The 23,457-nt window shown below is 62.1% G+C and carries 19 protein-coding genes and 1 riboswitch; of the genes, 10 read left to right on the forward strand and 9 right to left on the reverse strand.

What is annotated here, in order from left to right; all coding sequences use genetic code 11:
- Positions 1-56 precede the first annotated feature (56 nt).
- Entirely contained in the window at positions 57-2,072 is a 2,016-nt protein-coding gene (locus ABM428_RS03505) for a M3 family metallopeptidase (protein WP_353628175.1), read from the forward strand.
- A gap of 114 nt (positions 2,073-2,186) precedes the next feature.
- Here the strand turns inward: ABM428_RS03505 and ABM428_RS03510 are convergent, their stop codons facing one another.
- From ABM428_RS03510 to ABM428_RS03535, 6 genes are all read right to left on the reverse strand, one after another.
- Positions 2,187-3,119 (reverse strand): glyoxylate/hydroxypyruvate reductase A, encoded by a 933-nt coding sequence (locus ABM428_RS03510; RefSeq protein ID WP_132997542.1) that lies wholly within the window; start codon positions 3,117-3,119, stop codon positions 2,187-2,189.
- Positions 3,120-3,126: 7 nt separating this feature from the next.
- Positions 3,127-4,266, reverse strand: a complete 1,140-nt coding sequence (rodA, locus tag ABM428_RS03515) for a rod shape-determining protein RodA (protein ID WP_037943167.1) — start codon at positions 4,264-4,266, stop codon at positions 3,127-3,129.
- A complete protein-coding gene (gene mrdA / locus ABM428_RS03520) occupies positions 4,263-6,206 on the reverse strand; it encodes a penicillin-binding protein 2 (RefSeq protein WP_132997543.1) in 1,944 nt (647 codons plus the stop codon). Before mrdA ends, rodA begins: the two co-directional genes overlap by 4 nt.
- Positions 6,207-6,216: 10 nt before the next feature.
- Positions 6,217-6,849: a hypothetical protein gene (locus ABM428_RS03525; protein ID WP_037943169.1), complete on the reverse strand. Its 633-nt coding sequence runs from the start codon at positions 6,847-6,849 to the stop codon at positions 6,217-6,219.
- Entirely contained in the window at positions 6,849-7,754 is a 906-nt protein-coding gene (mreC, locus tag ABM428_RS03530; RefSeq protein WP_005851329.1) for a rod shape-determining protein MreC, read from the reverse strand. Before mreC ends, ABM428_RS03525 begins: the two co-directional genes overlap by 1 nt.
- Positions 7,755-7,823: 69 nt before the next feature.
- A complete protein-coding gene (locus ABM428_RS03535; protein WP_037944896.1) occupies positions 7,824-8,870 on the reverse strand; it encodes a rod shape-determining protein in 1,047 nt (348 codons plus the stop codon).
- Between the two features lie 174 nt (positions 8,871-9,044).
- On the opposite strand from ABM428_RS03535, the gene ABM428_RS03540 reads away from it, so the two are divergent.
- A complete protein-coding gene (locus tag ABM428_RS03540) occupies positions 9,045-9,629 on the forward strand; it encodes a VOC family protein (protein WP_353628176.1) in 585 nt (194 codons plus the stop codon).
- A gap of 145 nt (positions 9,630-9,774) precedes the next feature.
- On the forward strand, positions 9,775-10,638 hold the full coding sequence (locus ABM428_RS03545; RefSeq protein ID WP_132997544.1) for a porin: 864 nt from the start codon (positions 9,775-9,777) through the stop codon (positions 10,636-10,638).
- Positions 10,639-10,721: 83 nt separating this feature from the next.
- On the opposite strand, the gene ABM428_RS03550 is transcribed toward ABM428_RS03545, so the two are convergent.
- Positions 10,722-12,293 (reverse strand): 2-isopropylmalate synthase, encoded by a 1,572-nt coding sequence (locus tag ABM428_RS03550; protein WP_132997545.1) that lies wholly within the window; start codon positions 12,291-12,293, stop codon positions 10,722-10,724.
- A gap of 265 nt (positions 12,294-12,558) precedes the next feature.
- Here ABM428_RS03550 and ABM428_RS03555 point away from each other — a divergent pair, with 265 nt between their 5' ends.
- Together ABM428_RS03555 and ABM428_RS03560 are read left to right on the forward strand one after the other, a co-directional pair.
- The gene (locus ABM428_RS03555; protein WP_132997546.1) at positions 12,559-13,224 is read left to right on the forward strand and encodes an SDR family NAD(P)-dependent oxidoreductase; all 666 of its coding nucleotides are present in this window, start codon (positions 12,559-12,561) and stop codon (positions 13,222-13,224) included.
- On the forward strand, positions 13,218-14,747 hold the full coding sequence (locus ABM428_RS03560; RefSeq protein WP_353628177.1) for a cryptochrome/photolyase family protein: 1,530 nt from the start codon (positions 13,218-13,220) through the stop codon (positions 14,745-14,747). Before ABM428_RS03555 ends, ABM428_RS03560 begins: the two co-directional genes overlap by 7 nt.
- On the opposite strand, the gene ABM428_RS03565 is transcribed toward ABM428_RS03560, so the two are convergent.
- The gene (locus tag ABM428_RS03565) at positions 14,744-16,267 is read right to left on the reverse strand and encodes a 2-isopropylmalate synthase (protein ID WP_353628178.1); all 1,524 of its coding nucleotides are present in this window, start codon (positions 16,265-16,267) and stop codon (positions 14,744-14,746) included. The genes ABM428_RS03560 and ABM428_RS03565 overlap by 4 nt on opposite strands.
- 173 nt (positions 16,268-16,440) lie before the next feature.
- Here ABM428_RS03565 and ABM428_RS03570 point away from each other — a divergent pair, with 173 nt between their 5' ends.
- The 3 genes from ABM428_RS03570 (at position 16,441) to ABM428_RS03580 (ending at position 20,996) form a co-directional block, all read left to right on the forward strand.
- On the forward strand, positions 16,441-18,099 hold the full coding sequence (locus ABM428_RS03570) for an NAD+ synthase (RefSeq protein WP_353628179.1): 1,659 nt from the start codon (positions 16,441-16,443) through the stop codon (positions 18,097-18,099).
- Between the two features lie 77 nt (positions 18,100-18,176).
- The gene (gene gltX / locus ABM428_RS03575) at positions 18,177-19,502 is read left to right on the forward strand and encodes a glutamate--tRNA ligase (protein ID WP_132997550.1); all 1,326 of its coding nucleotides are present in this window, start codon (positions 18,177-18,179) and stop codon (positions 19,500-19,502) included.
- A 96-nt stretch (positions 19,503-19,598) separates the two neighbouring features.
- On the forward strand, positions 19,599-20,996 hold the full coding sequence (locus ABM428_RS03580) for an MATE family efflux transporter (protein WP_132997551.1): 1,398 nt from the start codon (positions 19,599-19,601) through the stop codon (positions 20,994-20,996).
- Here ABM428_RS03580 and ABM428_RS03585 read toward each other — a convergent pair.
- Positions 20,976-21,530 (reverse strand): gamma-glutamylcyclotransferase family protein, encoded by a 555-nt coding sequence (locus ABM428_RS03585; RefSeq protein ID WP_132997552.1) that lies wholly within the window; start codon positions 21,528-21,530, stop codon positions 20,976-20,978. The two genes, ABM428_RS03580 and ABM428_RS03585, sit on opposite strands and share 21 nt — an antisense overlap.
- Positions 21,531-21,682: 152 nt before the next feature.
- Positions 21,683-21,769, forward strand: a riboswitch (glycine riboswitch).
- A gap of 153 nt (positions 21,770-21,922) precedes the next feature.
- Here ABM428_RS03585 and gcvT point away from each other — a divergent pair.
- Positions 21,923-23,047, forward strand: coding sequence for a glycine cleavage system aminomethyltransferase GcvT (gene gcvT / locus ABM428_RS03590; RefSeq protein WP_132997553.1), 1,125 nt, complete (start codon positions 21,923-21,925; stop codon positions 23,045-23,047).
- A 19-nt stretch (positions 23,048-23,066) separates the two neighbouring features.
- Positions 23,067-23,426, forward strand: coding sequence for a glycine cleavage system protein GcvH (gene gcvH / locus ABM428_RS03595; RefSeq protein ID WP_005851355.1), 360 nt, complete (start codon positions 23,067-23,069; stop codon positions 23,424-23,426).
- The last annotated feature ends 31 nt before the right edge of the window (positions 23,427-23,457 follow it).

Below are 23,457 nucleotides of genomic sequence, written 5' to 3' on the forward strand. Positions count from 1 at the left end.
ATTGCGATTGTATTGCCCCGCCGCAGTGCATAGCTTGATCCGTAAAGGAGACCGCCATGACAAACCCTTTGCTACAGGATTGGGACACCCCGTTTCAGATCGCCCCTTTCGACAAGATTTCCGACGATGATTTCGCCCCCGCGCTGGACGAGGCCCTGCAGACGCACCGGATGGAGATCGACGCCATCGCCGACTGCGAATACGATCCGACGTTTTCCAACACGATCGAGGCGCTCGAGGAAGCAGGCAGCCAGCTGGACCGCGTGTTGGGCGTGTTCTTCACCGTCGCAGGGGCCGACAGCAACCCCACGCGCGAAGACCTGCAGCGCAAATTCTCGCCGCTGCTGTCGGCGCATTTCTCTGACATCTCAAGCAACAAGGCGCTGTTTGCGCGCGTGGCCTCCGTCTGGGAAAATCGCGACAGCTTCGATCTGACGCCCGAACAGGCACGGGTGTTGATGCTGACCCACCGCGGCTTTGTGCGCGCAGGCGCCGCGCTGGAGGGTGCGGATGATGCGCGGATGAAAGAGATCAAGAACCGGCTGGCGGTGCTGGGGACACAGTTCACCCAGAACCTGCTGGCGGATGAACGCAGCTGGTTCATGCCGTTGGAGGAATCCGATCTGGAAGGGCTGCCCGACTTTGTCATCGATGCCGCCCGTGCGGCGGGCGAGGAGAAAGAGGCAGGCGGGTCGGTCATTACCCTTTCGCGGTCTTTGATCACACCGTTCCTGCAATTCTCGCCGCGCCGCGATCTGCGCGAAAAGGCGTTTCTCGCTTGGCAGTCCCGTGGGGCCAATGGCGGCGAGACCGATAACCGCGCCATCGCTGCCGAGATCCTCGCCCTGCGCGAGGAACGGGCCAAGCTTCTGGGCTATGACAATTTCGCGGCTTACAAGCTGGAAACAGAGATGGCGAAAACGCCCAGAGCGGTGCGCCAGCTGCTGATGGATGTCTGGACCCCGGCAAAACGCCAAGCGCAAGCAGACGCCGAGGTGCTGACCCGTATGATGCATGACGATGGCGTGAACGCCGATCTGGCCCCGTGGGACTGGCGCTACTATGCGCAGAAACGGCGCGTGGCAGAGCATGATCTGGATGAAGCCGCGTTGAAACCGTATTTCCAGCTGGACCGGATGATCGACGCCGCCTTCGACTGCGCCACGCGATTGTTCGCTCTCGAATTCAAGCCCCTCGACGTGCCGCTCTATCACCCCGATTGTCGCGCGTGGGAAGTGACCCGCAACGGCGAACATGTGGCCGTGTTCATCGGTGACTACTTTGCACGCGGATCGAAACGGTCGGGCGCGTGGTGCAGCGCCATGCGGTCTCAGGCGAAATTCCCCGACGTGCAGTCGCCCATCGTGATCAACGTGTGCAATTTTGCCAAAGCCGCGCCTGCGCTGCTGTCCTATGACGATGCACGCACGCTGTTTCATGAATTCGGCCATGCGCTGCACCAGATGCTGTCGGATGTGACCTACGAATCCGTGAGCGGCACATCGGTCGCGCGTGACTTTGTCGAACTGCCCAGCCAGTTGTTCGAACATTGGCTCGAAGTGCCCGACGTGCTCAGCCAATTTGCCACCCACGCCAAAACAGGCGACCCCATGCCGCCCGAGATGTTGGAAAAGGTGCTGGGGGCCGCGAATTTCGACATGGGGTTCGCCACGGTCGAATATGTCGCCTCTGCGCTGGTAGACCTCGAATTCCACGACGGTGCGGCACCTGCCGATCCGATGGAGAAACAGGCGCAGGTACTGGCCGGTCTGGGCATGCCGCCGGCAATCACCATGCGCCACGCCACGCCGCAGTTTGCCCATGTCTTTTCGGGCGACGGCTATTCCAGCGGCTACTATAGCTACATGTGGTCCGAGGTGATGGACGCAGACGCCTTCGCCGCCTTTGAAGAGGCCGGTAGCGCCTTTGATCCCGACCGCGCCGCCGCGCTAGAGCAGCACATCCTGTCCACCGGCGGCAGTCAGGACGCGGCGGAACTGTACAAGGCGTTCCGTGGCCGGTTGCCGGGGGTAGAGGCTTTGTTGAAGGGTCGCGGTCTGACAGCAGGCTGAGCGCCCGCGGCCGGCCTGCCTTCGGCGAGAGTTTAAGAGGCAAAATGAAGGGGCGCGCGGCTGCAGCTTCATTTTGCCAAATAAACTCAAATCCCGCCCTCGATACGGGGCGGGTCAGTAGCCTTTGGCGCGATCCACCAGATGCAGGAAATCCTCACCCGCTTCACCGCGGCGGATGTTTTCGACGATGGCCTGTGCAGCGGTTGTCGCGCGGGTTTCAGCGGCGATGTGGGGCGTGACGGTGACGTTGGGATGCGCCCAATAGGGGTGGTCTGCGGGCAAGGGCTCGACACGGAACACATCCAGCGTGGCATGGGCGATCTGGCCGCTGTCGAGCGCTGCCAGCAGCGCGTCGTCATCGATCAGCGCGCCGCGGCCCGGGTTGATGATACAGGCACCAGCGGGCATTTGCGCCAGCGTCTCGGCATTCAGCGTGTTTTCGGTATCGGGCGTGTTGGGCAGCAGCAGCACAGCGATCTCGGCACGGCGCAGGGCATCTGCGCGCCCGGCGTCCCCATGCAGGCAGGTGACGCCCGCGATGTCCTTGGGGCTGCGCGACCAACCGGTGACGTTGAACCCCAGATAGACCAGAGTTTCCGCCACCGCCGCGCCCAAGGCCCCCAGACCCAGAATAGTGACCTGTCGTTCCTGTGCCAGCGGCGGGGTGCGCGGGGTCCAATCGGTGTCCGTTTTGCGAATGTCCGTGTCCAGCCCCAGATGATAGCGCATCACATGGCCCGTGACCCATTCCACCATCCCCTTGGTCAGCCCCGGGTCCACCATCCGCGCCAGAGGGATCTTCAGCGTCGCGTTATTGGTGATGTTTTCCACCCCCGCCCAGAGGTTCAGCACCGCCTTGGCCCGCGTGTAGGGCGTGAAATCCTGCAAGGGGCTGTTGGGGGCATAGACGATGTAGTCCACGTCCTGCGGGGCGATATCCGTTGATAGGTGAGCCGCGATCCCCGCGGCATCAAGCGCTTGGCGCAGCGGCGTTTCATACGTCACCCAGCGTTCGGGGCGCGCGGCGAAAAGGATATTGAGAGGCATGGGCTTCCTATCTGGGGCGGTGGACATGGGCCGATTGTACAAGGCCAAAAGCCAGCAGCAACACCAGCATCGCCGATCCGCCATAGCTGACCAGCGGCAAGGGGACCCCGACAACGGGCGCCAGCCCCATCACCATCGACATGTTCACCGCGAAGAACAAAAAGAAGTTCAGCGCGATGCCAAGGGTCAGCAGCGACGAGAAACGGTCCTTGTTGATCAGCGCCGCCGCGACGCAGAAGACGATGATCAGCGCATAGAGACCCAGCAGGGAGAACCCGCCGACAAAGCCGAACTCTTCCGCCAGGGTGGTAAAGATGAAGTCCGTGTGTTTTTCGGGCAGGAAGTTCAGGCGCGACTGGGTGCCTTGCATGAACCCGCGCCCCGTCCAGCCGCCGGAGCCGAGCGCGATCTTGGATTGCGTGATGTGATACCCTGCGCCCAACGGGTCGGTGCTGGGATCGATAAACGTGTCAATGCGCCGGAACTGGTAATCCTTGATCAGCTGCCACGGCGTGCCGCGGGACTGGAACACCGCCGTCACCAGTCCGACGGCGCCGGTGATGACCACGGCGAAATAGCCCCAGTGCACACCGGCCAGAAACATCAGCCCGCCGCCCGCTGCCATCAGCAGGATCGCGGTGCCCAGGTCGGGCTGTTTCAGCACCAGTGCCGTGGGGATGAGGATCAGCAGGACCGGCAGCAACACCCAAAGCGGGCGCGAGGTTTTCTTGGGTGGGAGCCAGTCGTAATAGGCGGCCAGCATCATCACCAGCGTGATCTTCATCAGTTCGGAGGGTTGCAGGCGGAACGATCCGAGCTCGATCCAGCGCTGTGCGCCCATACCGACAGCGCCGAAAAGTTCTACCCCGATCAGCAGGATTACGGTCCCGAAATAGGCCACGCCTGCAAGGTTTCGCCAAAGCCAGATCGGCACCATCCCCGCGGCGATCATCAGCGCGATGCCAAGGGCAAAGCGTTTCATCTGCGGTTCGGCCCAGGGGGTAAAGCTGCCACCGGCCACGGAGTAGAGCATCAGGAACCCCACCCCCGAAACAGCGGCCAGCAGGATGGTCAGCGGCCAGTTCAGGTGCAGGATCTTGGCAAAGCCCGTGGGCACATGTTTGACCGTATATTCAAGGTAGCTCATGCTTGGTCTTTCCCGCTGAAGTCCGCTTGGGGCTGGATCGCGCGCAGGGCTTTTTGCTGCTCGGCGATGCGGCCGCGGTCGGCGGTGGGGTAGGCCTCTAGCGGCGGTTCGCCGCCATAGATCGCTTGCAGCATGACATCGCGGGCGATGGGGGCCGCTGCGGTCGATCCGCCGCCGCCGTGTTCCACCAGCACCGATACCGCATAGCGTGGCTTGTCATAGGGGGCGAAGGCGACAAACAGCGCGTGGTCGCGGCGTTCCCAGGGCAGGTCCTCGTTGCGGCTGACCCCGCGCGCGCGTTCGGCCGCGGTGATGTTGCGTACCTGGCTGGTGCCGCTTTTGCCGGCCATGCGCACACCCTCGGCGATGACGCGCGACCGGTAGCCGGTGCCGCGTCGGTCGTTTACCACCGAATACATGCCCTTGCGCACTTGCCGCATGTTGTTTTCGTTCATGCCCAGAGGCTCGCCCGCGCCGCTGGGTTGTTCGACACCGTCAATCGATTTGATCAGCCGCGGGACCACGGCGCGGTTGGTGGCGATCCGCGCGGTCATCACCGCCAGTTGCAGCGGCGAACTGAGGGTGAAGCCTTGCCCGATAGAGGCATTAACCGTATCGCCGATCACCCATGAATCGCCTTTGGTCGCTTGCTTCCACTCTTTCGTGGGAGCCAGACCGGCGGCGACGGAGGACAGCGGCAGGTCGTGTTTCCAGCCCAGACCAAAGCGGTTCGCCATGGCCGAGATTTTCTCGATCCCGACTTTCATCGCCAGATCATAGTAATAGACGTCGCAGGATTGCTTGAGCGAGTTCTCGAGGTCGATCCAGCCGTGACCTGCGCGTTTCCAGCAGTGGAAACGGCGACCGCCGACCTCTAGGTGGCCGGGGCAATAGACGGTTTCTTCGGGGCCGACGATGCCCTCTTCGAGGGCGGCCATAGCCACGACCATCTTGTAGGTCGATCCGGGCGGGTAGGTGCCCTGCACGGTCTTGTTGACCAGCGGGCGGTATTCCGATTGCAGCAGCGGGTTATAATCGGCCGAGGATATCCCCCCGATGAACAGGTTCGGGTCGTAGCTGGGCGAAGAGGCATTGGCGACCAGATCGCCGTTCTCGCAATCCATGATCACGACGGCGGCGCTTTCGCTCCCCAGACGGGCCTGCACAAAGTTCTGCAGCTTGGAATCGATGGTGAGCTGCAGATCGGCCCCCGATTGCCCTTCGCGGCGGGCCAGTTCGCGCATCACACGGCCGGTGGCGTTGACCTCGACCTGTTTGGTGCCGGCAGAGCCGCGCAACAGGGATTCCTGTCGGGCCTCGACGTTGATCTTGCCGATCTGGAATCGGGGGATGCGCAGCACCGCGTCGGGGTTTTCCAGCGCATCCAGATCCGCTTGGCTCACGCGGCCCACACGGCCGACGATATGCGCAAAGTCCGACCCACGGGGATAGACACGGGTCAGGCCGACCTCGGGGCTGACACCGGGTAGGGCGGGGGCGTTGACCGACACGCGGCTTACCTCGTCCCATGTGACATCATCGGCGACGGTCACCGGCAGGAACGGGGCGGAGCGTTTGATTTCGGCCATCGCGCGGTCGCGCATTTCGGGATCAAGGTCGATGACCTTGCCCAGCCGGTCCATCACCGCATCCACATCATCGGCATCCTCGCGTACGATCACGATCCGGTACGACGGCACGTTTTGCGCCAACCGCACGCCGTTGCGGTCAAAGATTTCGCCTCGTGCAGGCGGGATCAACCGGATGTTGATCCGGTTCTCTTCGGCCAGCAGGCGGAACTGGTCAGCCTGATCGACCTGCAAGTAATTCATCCGCGCGGCCAGACCGCCCATGAACAGCAGCTGCGCGCTGCCCAGCAAAACAGCGCGGCGGCTGAGCTTGGAATGGCTGGCTTCGCTATCGGCCCTGCTGCGTCTCATCTTGGTCTCCTCATGAGCGGTTGCCCATACTGTCCAGATCGCCGGGGGCGGATTTGCGCACGCCCATCAGCGCATGGGTCACAAACACCACAGCCGGATAGGTCAGGATCGTGACGGCCAGTTCAAACAGGCTCAGCGACCATTGTGGCGGTGGGACCAGCAGCAACGATAGCACGATCCGGTTCAGCATCAAAATAGCGATCAGCCATACCGAGACCGCCAGCCATTCCGCGCCAAAGGTGCTGTCGCGCAGGGTGCGGCCACGGGTTTTCATATTCTCGCATGCCAGCAACGCCAGCAGCGCCCAGAGGCCGGGCGGGCGTTGCAGCAACAGGTCCGTCAGCAGGAAGGCGACGGCAAGCAGCAGGGCGGGGACATAGTCGGGCCGCCGCACAGACCACGCCAGCGCAAAGGCGATCAGCAGGTCGGGGGCGATCCAGATGCGGTCGCTGCCTTGGTCCAGCAGGGCCCGCAGGCGCGCCTCTGCGGGGTCGATGGTGGCCAGTGGGGGCGACAGCTCGGGCGCGAAGAGCGCGATCGGCTGGGTATCAAGCGGCAGCAGATGGAAAAACAGCAGGACCACCGTCAGCGCCAGAAACGCCGCGCGCATCAGCCACAATCGCAGGGGCGACAGTTCGTCCATCACTCGGTCGCAGGATCAAAGGGCAGGGGCGCGATCATGCCCGTGGCGTCATCCCGCACCACGGCCGCATCCTCGTTCACTTTTTCGGAGCCATGGTGGCGCAGCACGCGCAGGAATTCGAGCCGCTCGAAATCCGCCGCAAGACGCACGCGCAGCCGCCCGCCGGGGTCGGCGGCGACCTGACCGATCAGGATACCCGCAGGAAACACGCCGCCATCGCCAGAGCTGCTGACCCGATCACCGGGACGCACAAGGTCGGGGTTCTCGAGAAAATCAATCGGTGGCGCGGCGGAGTTGTCGCCCGCAATAATCGCCCGCTGTCCCGACGGCTGGATCACCGCCGGTATGCGGCTAGAGGTATCGGTCACCAGAATGACGCGCGCGGTGTTTTCGCCCACGCCGGAAATACGCCCTACCAGCCCGATGCCGTCCACCGTGGCCCAGCCATCGACAATGCCATCACGGGCCCCGACGTTCAGCAGCACAGACTGGCGGAAGGGCGAACCGGAGTCCGCCTGCACTACACCGGTGATATGGGTCAAACGCGGATCAAGCCGCACCTTGTTCAGGTCCAGCAAACGGGCGTTTTCCTGTTCAAGCTGCAGCGCGGCCTCTTTCCAGGTCTGCATCTTGCGCAGCTCGGACCGCAGTTCCTGGTTCTGCACGGTCAGACGTTGATAGCTTTGGAAATCGCGGAACAGGTTCACCGTGCCGGTAACAGGGGCCATCGCCCAATCCAGATTGGGGACGATCCGGTCGGTGATCTGCGCGCGAAACCGTTCGACACGGGGGCTGTCGATCCGCCACAGCAGAAAGATGCCCGCCAGCACCAGCACGATGACGGCCAGCAGCAAGCGGCGCAGCGGGCGCCCAAAATCGTTCGAAGAGGATCGGTCGATGGCCATGCGTTATACGTTTCCCACCGCGAGGGCAGCGCCGTCCTGCCGCATCCCGGGCTGTTATAGCTGCGCCGATTAGCTGTCGTAGTCGATGGCGTGGCGCAGCTGCTTTTCATACTCCAGCGCTTTGCCGGTTCCCAAAGCCACGCAGTTCAACGGTTCATCCGCCACGGAAATGGCCAGCCCGGTCTGTTCGCGCAGCGCCAGATCCAGATCGCCCAGCAAGGCACCGCCACCGGTCAGCATGACGCCACGGTCCACGATGTCAGCCGCCAGATCGGGCGGGGTGGTCTCCAGCGCGGTCATCACCGCCTCGCAGATCTGCTGCACAGGCTCGGCCAGCGCTTCGGCGATCTGCGCCTGGGTCACTTCGATCTCTTTGGGGACACCATTCAGCAGGTCGCGCCCGCGGATCTGCATCGAGGTGCCGCGCCCGTCGTCGGGCATCCGTGCGGTCCCGATAGAGGTTTTCACCCGCTCGGCCGTTGTTTCACCGATCAGCAGGTTCTGCTGGCGACGCAGGTAGCTGATGATCGCCTCGTCCATACGGTCGCCGCCCACACGGACAGAGCGCGCATAGACGATATCGCCCAAGGACAGCACCGCGACCTCGGTTGTGCCACCACCTATATCGACAACCATGTTCCCGGTCGGATCGGTGATCGGCATGCCCGCCCCGATGGCCGCTGCAATCGGTTCGGCAATCAGGCCGGCGCGGCGTGCGCCCGCAGACAGCACCGACTGACGGATCGCGCGTTTTTCAACAGGCGTCGCCCCATGCGGCACACAGACGATGATCTTGGGCTTCGAGAAGGTCGACCGTTTGTGCACCTTGCGGATGAAATGCTTGATCATCTCTTCGGCGGTGTCAAAGTCGGCAATCACGCCCTCGCGCATGGGGCGGATCGCTTCGATGCTGCCGGGGGTCCGGCCCAGCATCAACTTTGCGTCTTCGCCCACGGCCAGCACCTTTTTGACGCCGTCCTTGACGTGATAGGCGACAACCGAAGGTTCGGACAGGACGATGCCCTTGCCTTTGACATAAACCAAGGTGTTCGCGGTCCCGAGGTCGATGGCCATATCGGACGAGAACAAACCACGGAATTGATCAAAAACGGACATGGGCAGCAGGACCTTGCAAAAATTCATTTTGGCCCGTCGACTCTGACAAGTCACGGGCTAAACGGCTTATAGGCCGATGAGGTCAAAGACGAAAGGGGGGTTGACCTTTGTGGTGGCATGATGCCGCCACCGCGCTATGGTTTGCGGCAAGCCGGACAATAGGGGGAGAGAGAAATGCAGAAGATTCAAGTTATTGGTGTGCATCACATTACGCTGATGGGCGCGGACCGTCAGACCAGTATCGACTTCTGGGAGGGTCTGCTGGGCATGCCGTTCATCTTCGACCAGCCAAATCTGGACGATCCCGACGAAGGGCACCTGTATTTCGATCCCGGCGACGGCCGGTTGATCACGATCTTTACCAATGAAAACCGCAAACCCGTCTACAGTCGCACGCCGACGGATGCGGGCTGCGTGCACCATCTTGCGTTCGAGGTCGACCGCGCCATGTTTGATCAAGTGCTCGACCGGCTCAAGGAGCGGGGGATCGGCAATTCGGGCGTGAAGGATCGCGGGTTCATGCATTCGATCTACTTCAAGGATCCGCTGGGGTTCCTGATCGAACTGGCCTGCTACACCTTCATCCCGCCGCGCGGATCGTCCCACGCGGAAGTGATGCTAGAGGCGCATAAGCTGCGCGTCGCACGCGGAGATCACCATATCGAACGCCAGCATCTGGCCGATGCCACAGTGATGATCGTCGAACGCTCGCAACAGTCGCTGTCAGAGGATCGCAGCCCCAAGGACCCCTATCGCTAAGGGGCGTCGGGCACCGGTTCAGGCGGGTCAAAAATACCACAAGTAAACGGATCGTAACGGCGGTTTCGCTTGGGTGTTGCGGGCGGATTCCGCTGCGCCTAAGAGCCATGGTACGAGCAACCGTAAATTGTGCGAAGGAACCAGCATGATCCGTAATATTTTTGTCGCCTCGCTTCTGAGCGTGACCGCAACCGCAGCTGCTGCCGAACTGACCTATGGCACGGCTTTCGCGAAATTCCACGACTTCGACGTTGACGGCGCAGGCACGATCGACGTGAAATCCTTTGGCGGCGGCATCGAATACCGCTACGACAACTTCATCTTCTCGGGTGAGCTGTCGAACATCTCTATCGAGGGTGTCGATATCGATCTGGGTACAGTGGGCGTTGAATACGCTCTGGCCAACGGCTTTAACATCGGTCTCGACTATTCGCGTTTTGACATCGAAGGTTTCGACGCGGATGTCACCAGCCTGTTCGGGTCCTATCAGTCCGGCGCGCATACCTTTGGTGCCGCAATCGGTGATTCCTCCGATCTGGACGACATGACCTTCAGCATCTTCGCCGCTTGGGATGTTACCCCCACCGGCACCGTCGGTCTGGATCTCGTTCACATCGAAGACGAGACGCTTTACGCCGCCTATGCCGATTATGATGTCGCGCAATACAACGTACAGGCAGAGCTGCTAAAACTGGATGATCTGAGCGTTGTCGCTGTCGCAGGCGGCTATGAATTCGCCAACGGCTTCTCTGCCATCGGTTCTGTCGGGTTCCTGGATCTGGGGCCCGAAGACGTCCGGTCGATCACCATCGGCGGTCAGTATGAATTCACCCCCGGTGCGAACGTAGAGCTGGCCTTGGGCCGTCTGGACTTTGACAGTGGCGAGGACGTGGACCAGCTGACTTTCGGCGTGAACTATGAATTGGGTCGCCGTACCTCCAAGCGTCGTTCGCTGGGTAACATCTTTTCAAGCGCGACCGGTACTTTTGCGGGTCTGACAGATTTCTAATCTGCGCTGACAGAACACCGGATACAGAAAAGGCCCCCGACGTCGGGGGCCTTTTTGCGTTCGCGGGGGGAAGAACGGGCGGGTTAGCCCACCACATCTTTATAGCTGATCTCGCGCTTGTCGGTGCCGCCCTTCTCGCGGCGCACCAACAGACGGTTGAGCGCGTGGATATAGGCGCGGACCGATGCCACCACGGTGTCTGTATCGGCCGACTGACCGGTCACGATGCGGCCGTCTTCCTCAAGCCGGACAGAAACGGTGGCCTGCGCGTCGGTGCCTTCGGTCACGGCGTGCACCTGATACAATTGCAAGCGCGCGCTGTGATCGACCAGTGCCTTGATGCAGTTGAACGAGGCATCCACAGGCCCGTCACCGGTTTGCGAGGTAGAGGTTTCGGCACCATCCACCGTCAGCGACATCTCTGCCTTCTGCGGGCCTTCGGTGCCGCAGACGACGGTCATGCTACCCAGCACAATGCGGTCGCTTTCAGGGTCGGTGGCGGTGCGCATCAGGGCGATGAGATCGTCGTCGTAGATCTCTTTCTTGCGGTCGGCCAGTTCCTTGAAACGGACAAACACGTCCTTGAGCTGGTTATCCCCCAATTCATAGCCGAGGTTTTCCAGCTTCGAGCGCAACGCCGCACGGCCAGAGTGTTTGCCCATCACGATGTTGGTCTCGGTCAGGCCCACGTCTTCGGGGCGCATGATCTCGAATGTTTCGGCGTTCTTCAGCATGCCGTCCTGATGGATGCCGCTTTCGTGCGCAAAGGCGTTCTTGCCGACGATGGCCTTGTTGAACTGCACGGCGAAGCCCGAAACCGCGGCAACGCGGCGCGAGATATTCATGATCTTGGTGCTGTCGATCTTGGTCTGGAACGGCATGATGTCATTGCGCACTTTCAGCGCCATCACGACCTCTTCCAACGCGGTGTTGCCCGCGCGTTCGCCCAAGCCGTTGATCGTACATTCGATCTGGCGCGCGCCCGCTTCGACGGCGGCAAGGCTGTTGGCGGTCGCCATGCCAAGGTCGTTGTGACAATGCGTGGCAAAGACGATTTCGTCCGCGCCGGGGACATTTTCCAAGAGCTTGCGGATCAGATCGGCGCTTTCGCGGGGGGCGGTGTAGCCGACTGTATCGGGGATGTTGATCGTGGTCGCCCCCGCCTTGATCGCGATTTCGACGACACGGTACAGGTAATCAAGCTCGGTCCGCGTGGCGTCCATCGGCGACCATTGCACATTGTCGCACAGGTTGCGTGCATGGGTCACCGTTTCGTGGATGCGGTCGGCCATTTCGTCCATCGTGAGGTTCGGAATGGCGCGGTGCAGCGGCGAGGTGCCGATAAATGTGTGAATGCGGGGCTGGGCCGCGTGTTTGATCGCCTCGTAGCAACGATCGATGTCGCCGAATTGGGCGCGGGCCAGCCCGCAGATGACCGAGTTCTTCGACAGTTTCGCGATTTCGCTGACGGCGGCGAAATCCCCTTCGGAGGCGATAGGGAAACCGGCCTCGATAATGTCGACGCCCATCTCGTCCAGCAGGCCCGCGATCTCGATCTTTTCGGCGTGGGTCATGGTGGCGCCGGGGGATTGTTCGCCGTCGCGCAATGTCGTGTCGAAAATCAAGACGCGGTCTTGTTGTGTGGTATCTGTCATCGTTTGGGTTCTTTCATTCTGCTGTATAAATCCGTGGCGCGCGGCACATCCCTCTGAGCGGGCGCGCCGGATGGCACGCTCAGAGGCGGATTAGCAGCAGTAGGTTGGCACGCAGGAAAGTCGCGCAGCGGCGCGGCAGGATCGCAATATGATCGGCGTGTGTCATGGCGACAAGTTATACCCGTGCATTCGCAAATGGGAAGGGTTTTTCTGCGCCCTTTTTTCCGCGCTTGAAGGGAGGCTGTTTTCCGCTACCTCCCCTTGCATGAAACAGGTTTTGATCATCGGGGCGTCGGGCGGTGTGGGTGCCGCCTTGGCCGCCGCTTACGAGGCGCACGGCGATACGGTCACGCGGCTGTCACGGTCGGTGGACGGGTTCGACATCACGGACGAATGCAGTGTGGACCAGCACTTGACCGCGCTAAACGGGCCGTTTGATGTGGTGCTGGTGGCCACAGGCGCGCTTGAGATTGACGGCGCCGCACCGGAAAAGACGATCAAATCGATCAGCCAAAAGGCGATGTTGGACCAATTCGCGTTGAACGCCGTGGGCCCTGCACTGGTGCTGCGCCACGCGGGCGACCTGCTGCGGCGGGACGCGCCTTGTGTCTTTGCCGTATTCTCTGCGCGTGTGGGGTCGATCGGGGACAATCGGATCGGCGGCTGGATCAGCTATCGCAGCGCCAAGGCGGCGGTGAACCAGATCGTACACACCGCCGCGATCGAACTGGCGCGCAGTCACAAGAGCAGTATCTGCGTCGCCCTGCACCCCGGCACGGTCAAGACCGCCTTTACCGCGAAATACCTTGCCCGCCATCCCGCTGTCGCACCGTCGGAGGCGGCGGAAAATCTGCTGGCTGTGATCGACGGACTGACGCCTGCGAACACAGGCCAGTTCTTTGACTGGGCCGGAAAGCCGGTGCCATGGTAGGGCGTTTGGTGCTGGTTCTGGGCGACCAGCTGACAGAAACGCTTAGCGCCTTGGCGCAGGCGGATAAGGCACGCGATACGGTCGTGATGGCCGAGGTCGCGGACGAGGCGGCCTATGTCCGGCATCACCCCAAGAAAATCGCCCTGATCTTTGCCGCGATGCGCAAGTTTGCCCATGCGTTGGAACAGGACGGCTGGACGGTCGCCTATACGCAACTGGACGATACGGATAACGCGGGCTCTATCGTGGGGGAATTGCTGCGCCGCGCAGCGCAGACGGGGGCAAGCGAGGTGTTGGCGACAGAGCCGGGGGAGTGGCGCTTGATCGACAAGCTGAAATACGCCCCGATGAAGGTGCATCTGCTGCCCGACGACCGCTTTCTTGCCACTCATGCCGAATTCGAGGCATGGGCCGAAGGCCGCAAAGCGTTGCGGATGGAGTATTTCTACCGCGAGATGCGCCGCAAGACCGGCCTGCTGATGGAAGGGGATCAACCCGCCGGTGGCAAGTGGAACTTCGACCACGACAACCGCAAAGCCGCGCCCGAGGATGTCACCGTAGATGGCCCCCTGCGGTTCGACCCGGATGCCACGACGCGCGAAGTGCTGGAACTGGTTGAAGCGCGTTTCGGCGATAACTTCGGCGCGCTAGAGCCTTTTGGGTTCGCCACCACCCGCGCCGAGGCGCTGCAGGCGCTGGACCATTTCATCGCGAATGCCCTGCCGCGGTTTGGGGACTATCAAGACGCGATGCTGAACGAGAATGAATTCCTGTATCACGCGATCCTGTCGCCCTACCTCAACATCGGGTTGCTGAACGTGACCGAGATTTGCGAGGCCGCTGCCAACGCCTATGCCGCAGGACACGCGCCGATCAACGCCGCCGAAGGGTTCATCCGGCAGATCATCGGCTGGCGCGAGTATGTGCGGGGCATCTATTTCCTTGAGGGGCCGGACTATACCGCCCGCAATATTCTGGGGCATGACCGCGACCTGCCGTGGTTCTACTGGGGTGGCGAAACGCGGATGAACTGTGTGGCCAAGGCCGTGGGGCAGACCAGGACCCAAGCCTATGCGCATCATATCCAGCGGCTGATGGTGACGGGCAACTTTGCCCTGTTGGCCGGGATTGATCCGGCGCAGGTGCATGAATGGTATCTGGCGGTCTATGCCGATGCCTTTGAATGGGTAGAGGCCCCCAATACCATCGGCATGAGCCAATTCGCCGACGGCGGCGTTATCGCGTCCAAGCCCTATGTCTCGTCCGGGGCCTATATCAACCGTATGTCGGATCACTGCAAAAGCTGCCACTATTCAGTCAGCGCAAAGACGGGTGACACCGCTTGCCCGTTCAACCTGCTTTACTGGCACTTTCTGGACCGCCATCGCGACCGGTTCTCGAACAATCCGCGCATGGGCAATATGTACCGCACGTGGGACCGGATGGACGCCGACAAACGCAAGACAGTTCTGGCCGAAGGCGATGCCTTGCTCGCCCGACTGGACGCGGGCGAGGTGATCTAGCCGTCGTTGCCTTCAGCCTCGTCCGTACTGTCGGCGGGTGCCTCTGACGGAGTGTCGGCGTCTGTCGGTGCCTCATCCGTGGCGTCAGGCGTGGGCACCGCACCAGCATCTTCGGCAGGGGCTGTGCCCGCTTCTTGCAGCGCGCCGTTGACCCACTGGCCCGAGACTTCCTCGCCCGTTTTATAGCGCATGGTGCCCTGACCCTGACGTTTGCCGCCCTCGAACGCGCCTTCGTAGATGTCGCCGTTAGGGTAGGTGGCGGTGCCGGTGCCTTCGATCTCTCCGCCGGACCACTGGCCGTCATAGGTGAACCCGTCGGGCATGGTGATCTTGCCCATGCCGTCGCGTAGCCCGTCGACAAAGCCGCCGGTGTAGACGGTGCCATCGGGGTAGGTCGCGGTGCCCATGCCGTTGCGTTGGCCGTCTTTCCAGCTGCCGTCATACTTATAGCCGTCGGCATAGGTCATCACGCCCTGACCGTCGTTGCGCGCGTTCTTGAACCCGCCCTCGTAGACGATGCCATTGGGGTAGGTCGCGCGGCCTTCGCCTTCGATCACGCCCGCGACCCATGACCCTTCGTAGGTTGATCCGTCGGGATAGGTGATCTTGCCCTCCCCATCGGCCAGATCATCGCGGAAACTGCCTTCGTAGACAGAGCCGTCAGGGTAGGTCACCTTGCCTGTGCCTTCGATCTGCCCGGCAACCCATGATCCGGTGTAGACATAGCCATCTGTGCCGGTGAACGTGCCCTGACCCTCGCGGCGGTCGTCCTCGAAGCCGCCCTCGTAAGTGTCGCCATTGGCATAGGTCACCTTGCCCGTGCCCTGGCGCTGACCGGCGACCAGATCGCCTTCGTAGACATCGCCGTTGGGCTGGGTCAGCGTGCCGGTGCCGTCGATCTGCCCATCTTTCCACTGGCCGGTATAGGTCAGCCCGTCGGGCATGGTCAGCGTGCCCGTGCCATTGCGTTCGCCATCGGCGATGTCACCGTCATAGAGCGCGCCATCGGGATAGGTGATCTTGCCCACGCCCTGCTTGACGCCATCGACCCAGTCGCCCTGATACTCGTACCCGCCGGGGGATTGCATGACGCCCTTGCCGTGGTGGTTGGCATTGCGGAACGACCCTTCGTAGCGCACCCCGTTGGCATAAAGCGCGATGCCCTGACCGGTGATCGCACCGGCCTCCCATTCGCCCTCATAGGTGCCGCCATCGGCAAAGGTGATCTTGCCGAAACCGTCCGGTTTGCCCTTTTCAAAGTTGCCCTCGTAGACAGACCCGTTGGGGAAACGCGCGACGCCTTTGCCCTTGATCTCTCCGTCCACCCAGGCACCTTCGTATTCATAGCCGTTGGGCAGCGTATAGGTGCCGGTCCCGTGCTGTACGCCGTCCTTGAACGTCCCCTCATAGACGCCGCCATCGTCGTATTGCTTGCTTTGAACCTCTCCGTCCTGCGCAAGCGCGGGGAAGGGCAGCAGCCCAAGGCAAAGGATCAGCGGGGTCAGGGTCAATTTCGTCATACAGCAACTTTCAAAAGAGAGTGCGGCCAAGAGCGGCGGGCGAGTTTGTTAACGCTTAGCCTATTCAATGGCCTGCAAGGGGGCAATCGTCTTTTACCCGGCGGTGCGCCTTGGCCTTTCACTTGGCGCGTGATCTGCTACATCACTTGCGTAGATTATCGAAGGACCGCCCTATGACATCGCGTTTTCGCATCACGCTTGGCCAGTTGAACCCCACCGTCGGGGATCTGGCCGGAAACGCAGACCTCGCGCGGGAGGCCTGGGCGCAGGGCAAAGAGGCAGGGGCCAATCTGGTTGCTTTGCCCGAGATGTTCCTGGCCGGGTATAACGCGCAAGATCTGGTGATGAAGCAGGCGTTCCAGCTGGATGTGATGACCCACCTCGAAGCGCTGGCGGCTGATTGTGCCGACGGGCCCGCGCTGGCCATCGGTGCGCCCTGGGTCGAAGGGGCCAAGCTCTATAACGCCTATCTGATCCTCAGAAACGGCAAGATCGCCAGCCGTGTGTTCAAGCACAACCTGCCGAACGAGACCGTGTTCGACGAGGTGCGCATTTTTGACAGCGCGCCTTTGGGTGGGCCGTACGCCGTTGGCGATACCCGCATCGGCAGCCCGATCTGCGAAGACGCATGGCACCCCGATGTGGCCGAAACGCTGGCCGAAACCGGGGCGGAGTTCCTGCTGGTGCCCAACGGATCGCCCTATTATCGCGGCAAATTCGAGACGCGGTTGAACCATATGGTCGCCCGCGTGGTCGAAACTGAACTGCCGCTGATCTACCTCAATATGGTGGGCGGTCAGGATGATCAGGTCTTTGACGGGGCGAGCTTTGCGCTGAACCCCGGCGGCAAGCTGGCGTTCCAGATGCCCGTCTTTGACGCGCAGATCGCGCATGTCGATCTTGAACAGACCCCCGAAGGCTGGCGCGTGGTCGAGGGCGAGAAGGCGCATATGCCGTCGGACCTTGAGCAGGATTACCGCGTCATGGTGCAGGGCTTGCGCGACTACATGGGCAAGACCGGGTTCAAGAAAGTGTTGCTGGGTCTGTCGGGCGGGATCGATTCGGCGATTGTGGCGACGATCGCTGTGGATGCGCTTGGCGCTGACAATGTGCGCTGTGTGATGCTGCCGTCCGAATATACCTCCCAAGCCTCGCTGGACGATGCTGAATCCGTCGCCAAGGCGCTAGGCTGCCGCTACGACTATGTGCCGATTGCGCAGGGCCGTGCCGCGATCACCGACACGCTGGCCCCGCTGTTTGACGGCACCACCCCAGACCTGACCGAGGAAAATATCCAGTCGCGCCTGCGCGGTTTGCTGTTGATGGCGGTCAGCAACAAGTTCGGCGAGATGCTGTTGACTACGGGCAACAAGTCAGAGGTGGCGGTGGGCTATGCCACGATCTATGGCGACATGGCGGGGGGCTATAACCCCATCAAGGATATGTATAAAACCCGCGTCTTCGACAGCTGCCGCTGGCGCAACGAGAACCACCGCGACTGGATGAAGGGCCCGGAGGGAGAAGTGATCGCGCCGCGCATCATCGACAAGCCGCCCTCGGCCGAGCTGCGCGAGGATCAGAAAGACAGCGACAGCCTGCCCGACTATCCCGATCTGGACGCGATGCTGACAATCCTTGTGGATGATGACGGGTCCATCGCCGATTGCGTGGCAGCGGGCTTTGACCGCGAGGTTGCCAAAAAGGTCGAACACCTGCTCTATATCAGTGAATACAAACGGTTCCAGTCCGCCCCCGGTCCGCGTTTGACCAAGGGCGCGTTCTGGTTGGACCGCCGCTATCCCATCGTGAACCGCTGGCGCGACCCCAGTTGACCGCGCGGGCGACGCTGCACGTTATCTAGACAATGGTGCCGCGCTGTGACAAGCCAGCGGCCAATCAGGAGAACCCAATGACCATCACCCGCTTCGCCCCGTCCCCGACCGGCTATATCCACGTAGGCAACCTGCGCACGGCGCTGATGAACTATCTGATCGCCCGCAAGAACGGCGGAGAGTTCATCCTGCGGATCGACGACACCGATCCGGTGCGCAGCAAGGAAGAATACGTCGACGGTCTGAAAGAAGACCTGACATGGCTCGGCCTGCATTGGGACCGCGTTGAGCGTCAGTCCGAGCGGTTGGACAAATACCACGCCGCCGCGGACGAGCTGCGCAAGATCGGGCGTTTCTATGAAGCCTGGGAAACCCCGACCGAGCTGGACCTCAAGCGCAAGAAACAGCTCAACATGGGCAAGCCGCCGGTCTATGACCGCGCCGCGTTGAACCTGTCGGAGGCCGAAAAAGCCAAGCTGCGCGACGAACGCGGCCCCGGCGTGTGGCGTTTCAAGCTGGATCAGGAACGGATCGAGTGGAAAGACGGTATCCTGGGCGATATCTCGATCGATGCGGCATCGGTGTCCGACCCCGTGTTGATCCGCGGCGACGGGCAGATTTTGTACACGCTGGCGTCTGTGGTCGATGACACGGAAATGGGCGTGACCAATGTGGTGCGCGGGTCCGACCATGTGACCAACACGGCGACGCAAATCCAGATCATGCAAGCGCTTGGCGGCACCGTGCCGACCTTTGCGCACCATTCGCTGCTCACCGGTCCGCAGGGCGAGGCGCTGTCGAAACGTCTGGGTGTGCTGGCGCTGCGCGACCTGCGCGAACGCGGTGTGCATCCTTTTGCGCTGCTGTCGACAATGGCGCGCCTGGGCTCTTCGGACCCGATTGAACTGCGCACCGATATGGAGAGCCTGATCGACGGTTTCGACATTGAACGATTTGGCTCAGCGCCGACCAAATTCGACGTCGAGGACCTGTTCCCCATGACCGGCCGCTATCTGCAGACCCTCCCGCTTGAGGCCGTCGCAGGCGACATCGCAGCCCTTGGTGTGCCCGAGGATAAAGCCGCGCTGTTCTGGCAGGTCACCCGCGAAAACATCACCACGCTGCACGATCTAAAAGGTTGGTGGCAGATGTTCAGCGAAGGCGCAGAGCCTGTGATCGCGGACGAGGATAAAGAATTCGTCGCCGAAGCCTTGGCGCTTCTGCCTGAGGGCGAGTTTGACGAAAGCACCTGGGGCACATGGACGGCCGCCGTGAAAGAGCAGACCGGCCGCAAGGGCAAGGGGCTGTTCATGCCGCTGCGTCTGGCGCTGACTGGTAAACCCCACGGCCCCGACATGGGGGCGGTGCTGCCGTTGCTGCAAGTCGTGAAGGCGCGCGGGTGAAACGGGCCGGGTTCACGGGCGCAAGTTCGGGAGCCTTCGGCGAGAGTTTATCTGGCAAAATGAAGCCGCTGTCGGCTGACATAGGGCGCGTCTATCATGGTTGATGGGCGCGCCAAATTTTTGTCGGGCAATCTGTTCGGCCATGTCGCCAATATGTCTTTGCTCGCCTCTGTCGGGCTGGTGGCGGTGTTTCTTGTCGATTTCGTCGACATGATTTTCATCTCTATGTTGGGCAAGGCAGAGCTGGCGGCGGCCATCGGTTATGCCGGTGCGATCCTGTTTTTCACCACCTCCTTCGGAATCGGGTTGGGCATCGCGGCGGGGGCCTTGGTCGCGCGGGCCTTGGGGCAGGACGACGCGCAGCTCGCACGGGAGAGGACGACCCATGCGCTGTGCTATGGCGCGGTCTTTGGCGTGATCTTTGCGCTTTGTGTGTTCCTGTCGCTGGATGTGCTGGTCGGATGGGTCGGCGCAGGCGGTGAGACGGCGGCGCTGGCGGTGGATTTCCTGCAGATCGTCGTGCCGTCGGTGCCTTTTCTGATGGTGGGTATGATGGGCAGCGCGATCCTGCGGGCCCATGGGGATGCGCGGCGGGCGATGATGGCGACCATCGCGGGGGGCATCGTGAATGCCATTCTCGATCCGATCCTGATCTTTACCTTTGATCTGGGCCTGACCGGCGCGGCCTGGGCGTCTTTTGTGGCGCGGGTGGTGATTGCCTATACCGCCCTGATGCCGATTGTGCGCCACTATGGCGGGATCGCGATGCCGCGCCCTGCGGGGCTATGGCGCGATCTGATGCCCGTGTTGTCCATCGCGGTGCCCGCCATTCTGACGCAGGTCGCCACGCCGGTGGGACAGGCCTATGTGACCCGTGCAATGGCGGCCTATGGCGAGGATGCTGTCGCAGGCATGGCGATTGTCAGCCGCATGATGCCCGTTGCCTTTGCCGTGATCTTTGCCCTGTCAGGGGCAGTAGGGCCGATCATCGGGCAGAACTTTGGCGCGGGCGATCTGGGGCGGGTCAAGCGGACCTATGCCGCGGGGGTCAGCTTTGCCGCTTTGGTGATCGTCGTCATCTCGGCCGCGCTGTTTACGTTCCGCGCGCCGCTGGCGGCGATGTTTGATGCGCAGGGGATCACCTTGACGTTGATCTATCTGTTCTGCGGGCCGCTGTCCCTGGCGTTCTTTTTCAACGGCGTGTTGTTCGTGTCGAATGCGGCGTTCAACAATATGGGCCACCCCTATTATTCGACCGTGACCAACTGGGGCCGCAACACGCTGGGGATGATCCCGCTGGTCTGGGGTGGCAGCCTGCTGTTCGGGGCCCCCGGTGTGCTGATCGGGCAGGCGGCGGCGGGGGTGCTGTTCGGGGCGCTGGCCTGGGTGCTCGCGCGGCGGATGATCGCGCAAGGCGGGCAGCGCAAACGTGCCAACCCCGAAGCTTTCGCCCGCGACGGGCGGTTGATGTCGCTACTGCACCTGCGCCGATAGGCGGGCCAGATGCTGGTCGACCAGCGCGGTTTCCTGCGCGGTAAGCTCTTGCGCGCGCGGGTATTTCGGCGCGGCGCGGTCGTTCAGGATCGGCGTATCCCAGCCCCGCGTCGTGTCAAAGAAACGCTGCACCCCGTCGATGCCATATTCGCGCAGGAACCCCTGCACCACCACATCAAGATAGCTGAGCAAGATGGTATGGTCGCCCGATGTCACATGGGTGTCTGTGGGCACGGAATAATGCGCCATATCGGGGGCCGGGATGATGTCATGCACCACCGCCCCGTTCGACCCGATGCGATCATAGTTGGTTTCGCGCGTATCCAGCGCCACCCAATCGGCACCGGGGACCGCCGCGATCAACCCGTCGATCACGGTGCCCTCTTCGGGCAGCACGCTCAGGAACACATGCGCGGCGCCTTCGATGCGCACCCAAAGCCGGTGCCAGCCGCGAAGCTGCGCCGGACGGGCGTCTGGATAGGCGTGGGTATTGCGGTTTACGAGGCTGCCGTAGCCGAAGAAATATGGTGTCATGCGGGTGTTTTGGCGCCGCTGCGCGATGATGTCCACATCTTGCACGCGCAGCACCCGACGTGCTGCCCAATATCGCGGCACCGGATGAAAGTTTTCGCGCCGCCCTATCAACTTTGCTTGACGCAGCGCTGCGTTCCGGCATAGCACTTGCCCACACCGTTACGGGAGAACCGGCGCAAGCCGGTGCCGAAGGAGCAACCGCCCCGGAAACTCTCAGGCCAAAGGACCGCAACGGGACCTAACAACTCTGGAGAGTGACGCGACAGCGTCCGCCGAAGGGATAACGATCTCAGGCGAAAGGACAGAGGGGGCATTTGACAGGCTGCATTCCCGCGGTCTGCTGGGTGCCAGTATGGTCGATGGCCTTCTGGATAGGGAAAGGCCGCGTGACCATGAGCGATTTGCAACAGACACCGCTATACGATCTTCATCTGGAACTGGGGGGCAAGATGGTGCCCTTTGCGGGCTATTCCATGCCTGTGCAATATCCGATGGGCGTGATGAAAGAGCACCTGCACACCCGCGCCGCAGCGGGCGTCTTTGATGTCAGCCACATGGGGCAGGTGATGGTGACCGGCCCGTCGTGGGACGCCGTGGCGCTGGCGTTCGAGACATTGGTGCCGATGAATGTGCTGGGGCTGGAAGACGGGCGGCAGCGCTATGGGTTTTTCACCAATGACGCCGGCGGGATCGAGGATGACCTGATGTTCGCGCGCCGTGGTGATGACCTGTTCGTCGTGGTCAACGCCGCCTGCAAGGATGCCGATATCGCACGCATGAAAGCCGCGTTAGAGCCAGAGATCACCGTGACCCCGATCACCGACCGCGCGCTGGTGGCTGTGCAGGGCCCTGCGGCGGGGGCGGCTGTGGCATCGCTTGATGCCGCTGCGGACAAAATGCGGTTCATGGATTTCGGCACATTGACGCTTAACGGGGTAGAGGTCTGGGCCTCGCGGTCGGGCTATACCGGCGAGGATGGCTTCGAGATTTCGGTGCCGGAGGCCCACGCCGAAGCGCTGGTCCGCCGGTTGCTGGAGATCGAGGGTGTGGAACCCATCGGTCTGGGCGCGCGGGATTCGCTGCGGCTTGAGGCGGGCTTGTGTCTTTATGGCAATGACATCGACGCAGGCACCAATCCGGTCGAGGCCAGCCTGACCTGGGCGATCCAGAAAGCGCGCCGTGCCGGTGGTGAACGCGCGGGCGGCTACCCCGGTGCCGATGCCGTTCAAGCGGCGTTTGACGATGGTGTCGGCCGCAAGCGTGTCGGTCTGGCCCCCGAAGGCCGTGCGCCGATGCGCGACGGGACACCGCTGTTTGACGCGGCGACAGGGGGCACGCAGGTGGGCGAGGTCACCTCGGGCAGTTTCGGGCCGACGGTAGGCGGGCCTGTCGCAATGGGCTATGTCAGTGAGGCGCAGGCGGGTATTGATACGATGCTGTGGGGCGAAGTCCGTGGCAAGCGTCTGCCGGTGACTGTGGCCAAGCTGCCCTTTGTTGCGGCAAATTTTAAAAGATAATCTAGCGAAGGATGAAAGAATGAAGTTTACCGAAGAGCACGAATGGCTGCGGGTTGAAGGCGACGAGATCGTCGTTGGCATCACCATCCACGCCGCCGAACAGCTGGGCGACGTGGTGTTTGTCGAGCTGCCCGACGAAGGCACGACCGTCAGCAAGGACGACGAGGTCGTCGTGATCGAATCCGTCAAGGCCGCGTCCGACATTCTGGCACCGATCGATGGAGAGATCATCGAGGTCAACAGCACGCTGTCCGACAACCCCGCGATGGTGAATGACGATCCGCAGGGCGAGGCGTGGTTCTTCAAGATGAAGGCGTCCGATCCAAGCCAGATGGACGAGTTCATGGACGAAGCCGCCTATCAGAAGTTCATCGGGTAAATCCCGCTGCCCCCGTCGGAGCCTCCGGCGG

Origin of the sequence: Sulfitobacter sp. TCYB15 (assembly GCF_040435955.1) — a bacterium.
GTDB classification, from domain to species: Bacteria; Pseudomonadota; Alphaproteobacteria; order Rhodobacterales; family Rhodobacteraceae; genus Sulfitobacter; species Sulfitobacter pontiacus.

Coding starts and splice junctions, on each gene's coding strand:
- ABM428_RS03535 (WP_037944896.1), bottom strand. CDS start 8,870: ATGTCCGTTTTTGATCAATTCCGTGGTTTGTTCTCGTCCGATATGGCC.
- ABM428_RS03555 (WP_132997546.1), top strand. CDS start 12,559: ATGAAACAGGTTTTGATCATCGGGGCGTCGGGCGGTGTGGGTGCCGCC.
- rodA (WP_037943167.1), bottom strand. CDS start 4,266: ATGAGCTACCTTGAATATACGGTCAAACATGTGCCCACGGGCTTTGCC.
- mreC (WP_005851329.1), bottom strand. CDS start 7,754: ATGGCCATCGACCGATCCTCTTCGAACGATTTTGGGCGCCCGCTGCGC.
- ABM428_RS03540 (WP_353628176.1), top strand. CDS start 9,045: ATGCAGAAGATTCAAGTTATTGGTGTGCATCACATTACGCTGATGGGC.
- ABM428_RS03505 (WP_353628175.1), top strand. CDS start 57: ATGACAAACCCTTTGCTACAGGATTGGGACACCCCGTTTCAGATCGCC.
- ABM428_RS03550 (WP_132997545.1), bottom strand. CDS start 12,293: ATGACAGATACCACACAACAAGACCGCGTCTTGATTTTCGACACGACA.
- gcvT (WP_132997553.1), top strand. CDS start 21,923: ATGAGCGATTTGCAACAGACACCGCTATACGATCTTCATCTGGAACTG.
- ABM428_RS03570 (WP_353628179.1), top strand. CDS start 16,441: ATGACATCGCGTTTTCGCATCACGCTTGGCCAGTTGAACCCCACCGTC.
- ABM428_RS03525 (WP_037943169.1), bottom strand. CDS start 6,849: ATGGACGAACTGTCGCCCCTGCGATTGTGGCTGATGCGCGCGGCGTTT.
- ABM428_RS03580 (WP_132997551.1), top strand. CDS start 19,599: ATGGTTGATGGGCGCGCCAAATTTTTGTCGGGCAATCTGTTCGGCCAT.
- ABM428_RS03585 (WP_132997552.1), bottom strand. CDS start 21,530: ATGACACCATATTTCTTCGGCTACGGCAGCCTCGTAAACCGCAATACC.
- ABM428_RS03560 (WP_353628177.1), top strand. CDS start 13,218: ATGGTAGGGCGTTTGGTGCTGGTTCTGGGCGACCAGCTGACAGAAACG.
- mrdA (WP_132997543.1), bottom strand. CDS start 6,206: ATGAGACGCAGCAGGGCCGATAGCGAAGCCAGCCATTCCAAGCTCAGC.
- ABM428_RS03565 (WP_353628178.1), bottom strand. CDS start 16,267: ATGACGAAATTGACCCTGACCCCGCTGATCCTTTGCCTTGGGCTGCTG.
- gltX (WP_132997550.1), top strand. CDS start 18,177: ATGACCATCACCCGCTTCGCCCCGTCCCCGACCGGCTATATCCACGTA.
- gcvH (WP_005851355.1), top strand. CDS start 23,067: ATGAAGTTTACCGAAGAGCACGAATGGCTGCGGGTTGAAGGCGACGAG.
- ABM428_RS03510 (WP_132997542.1), bottom strand. CDS start 3,119: ATGCCTCTCAATATCCTTTTCGCCGCGCGCCCCGAACGCTGGGTGACG.
- ABM428_RS03545 (WP_132997544.1), top strand. CDS start 9,775: ATGATCCGTAATATTTTTGTCGCCTCGCTTCTGAGCGTGACCGCAACC.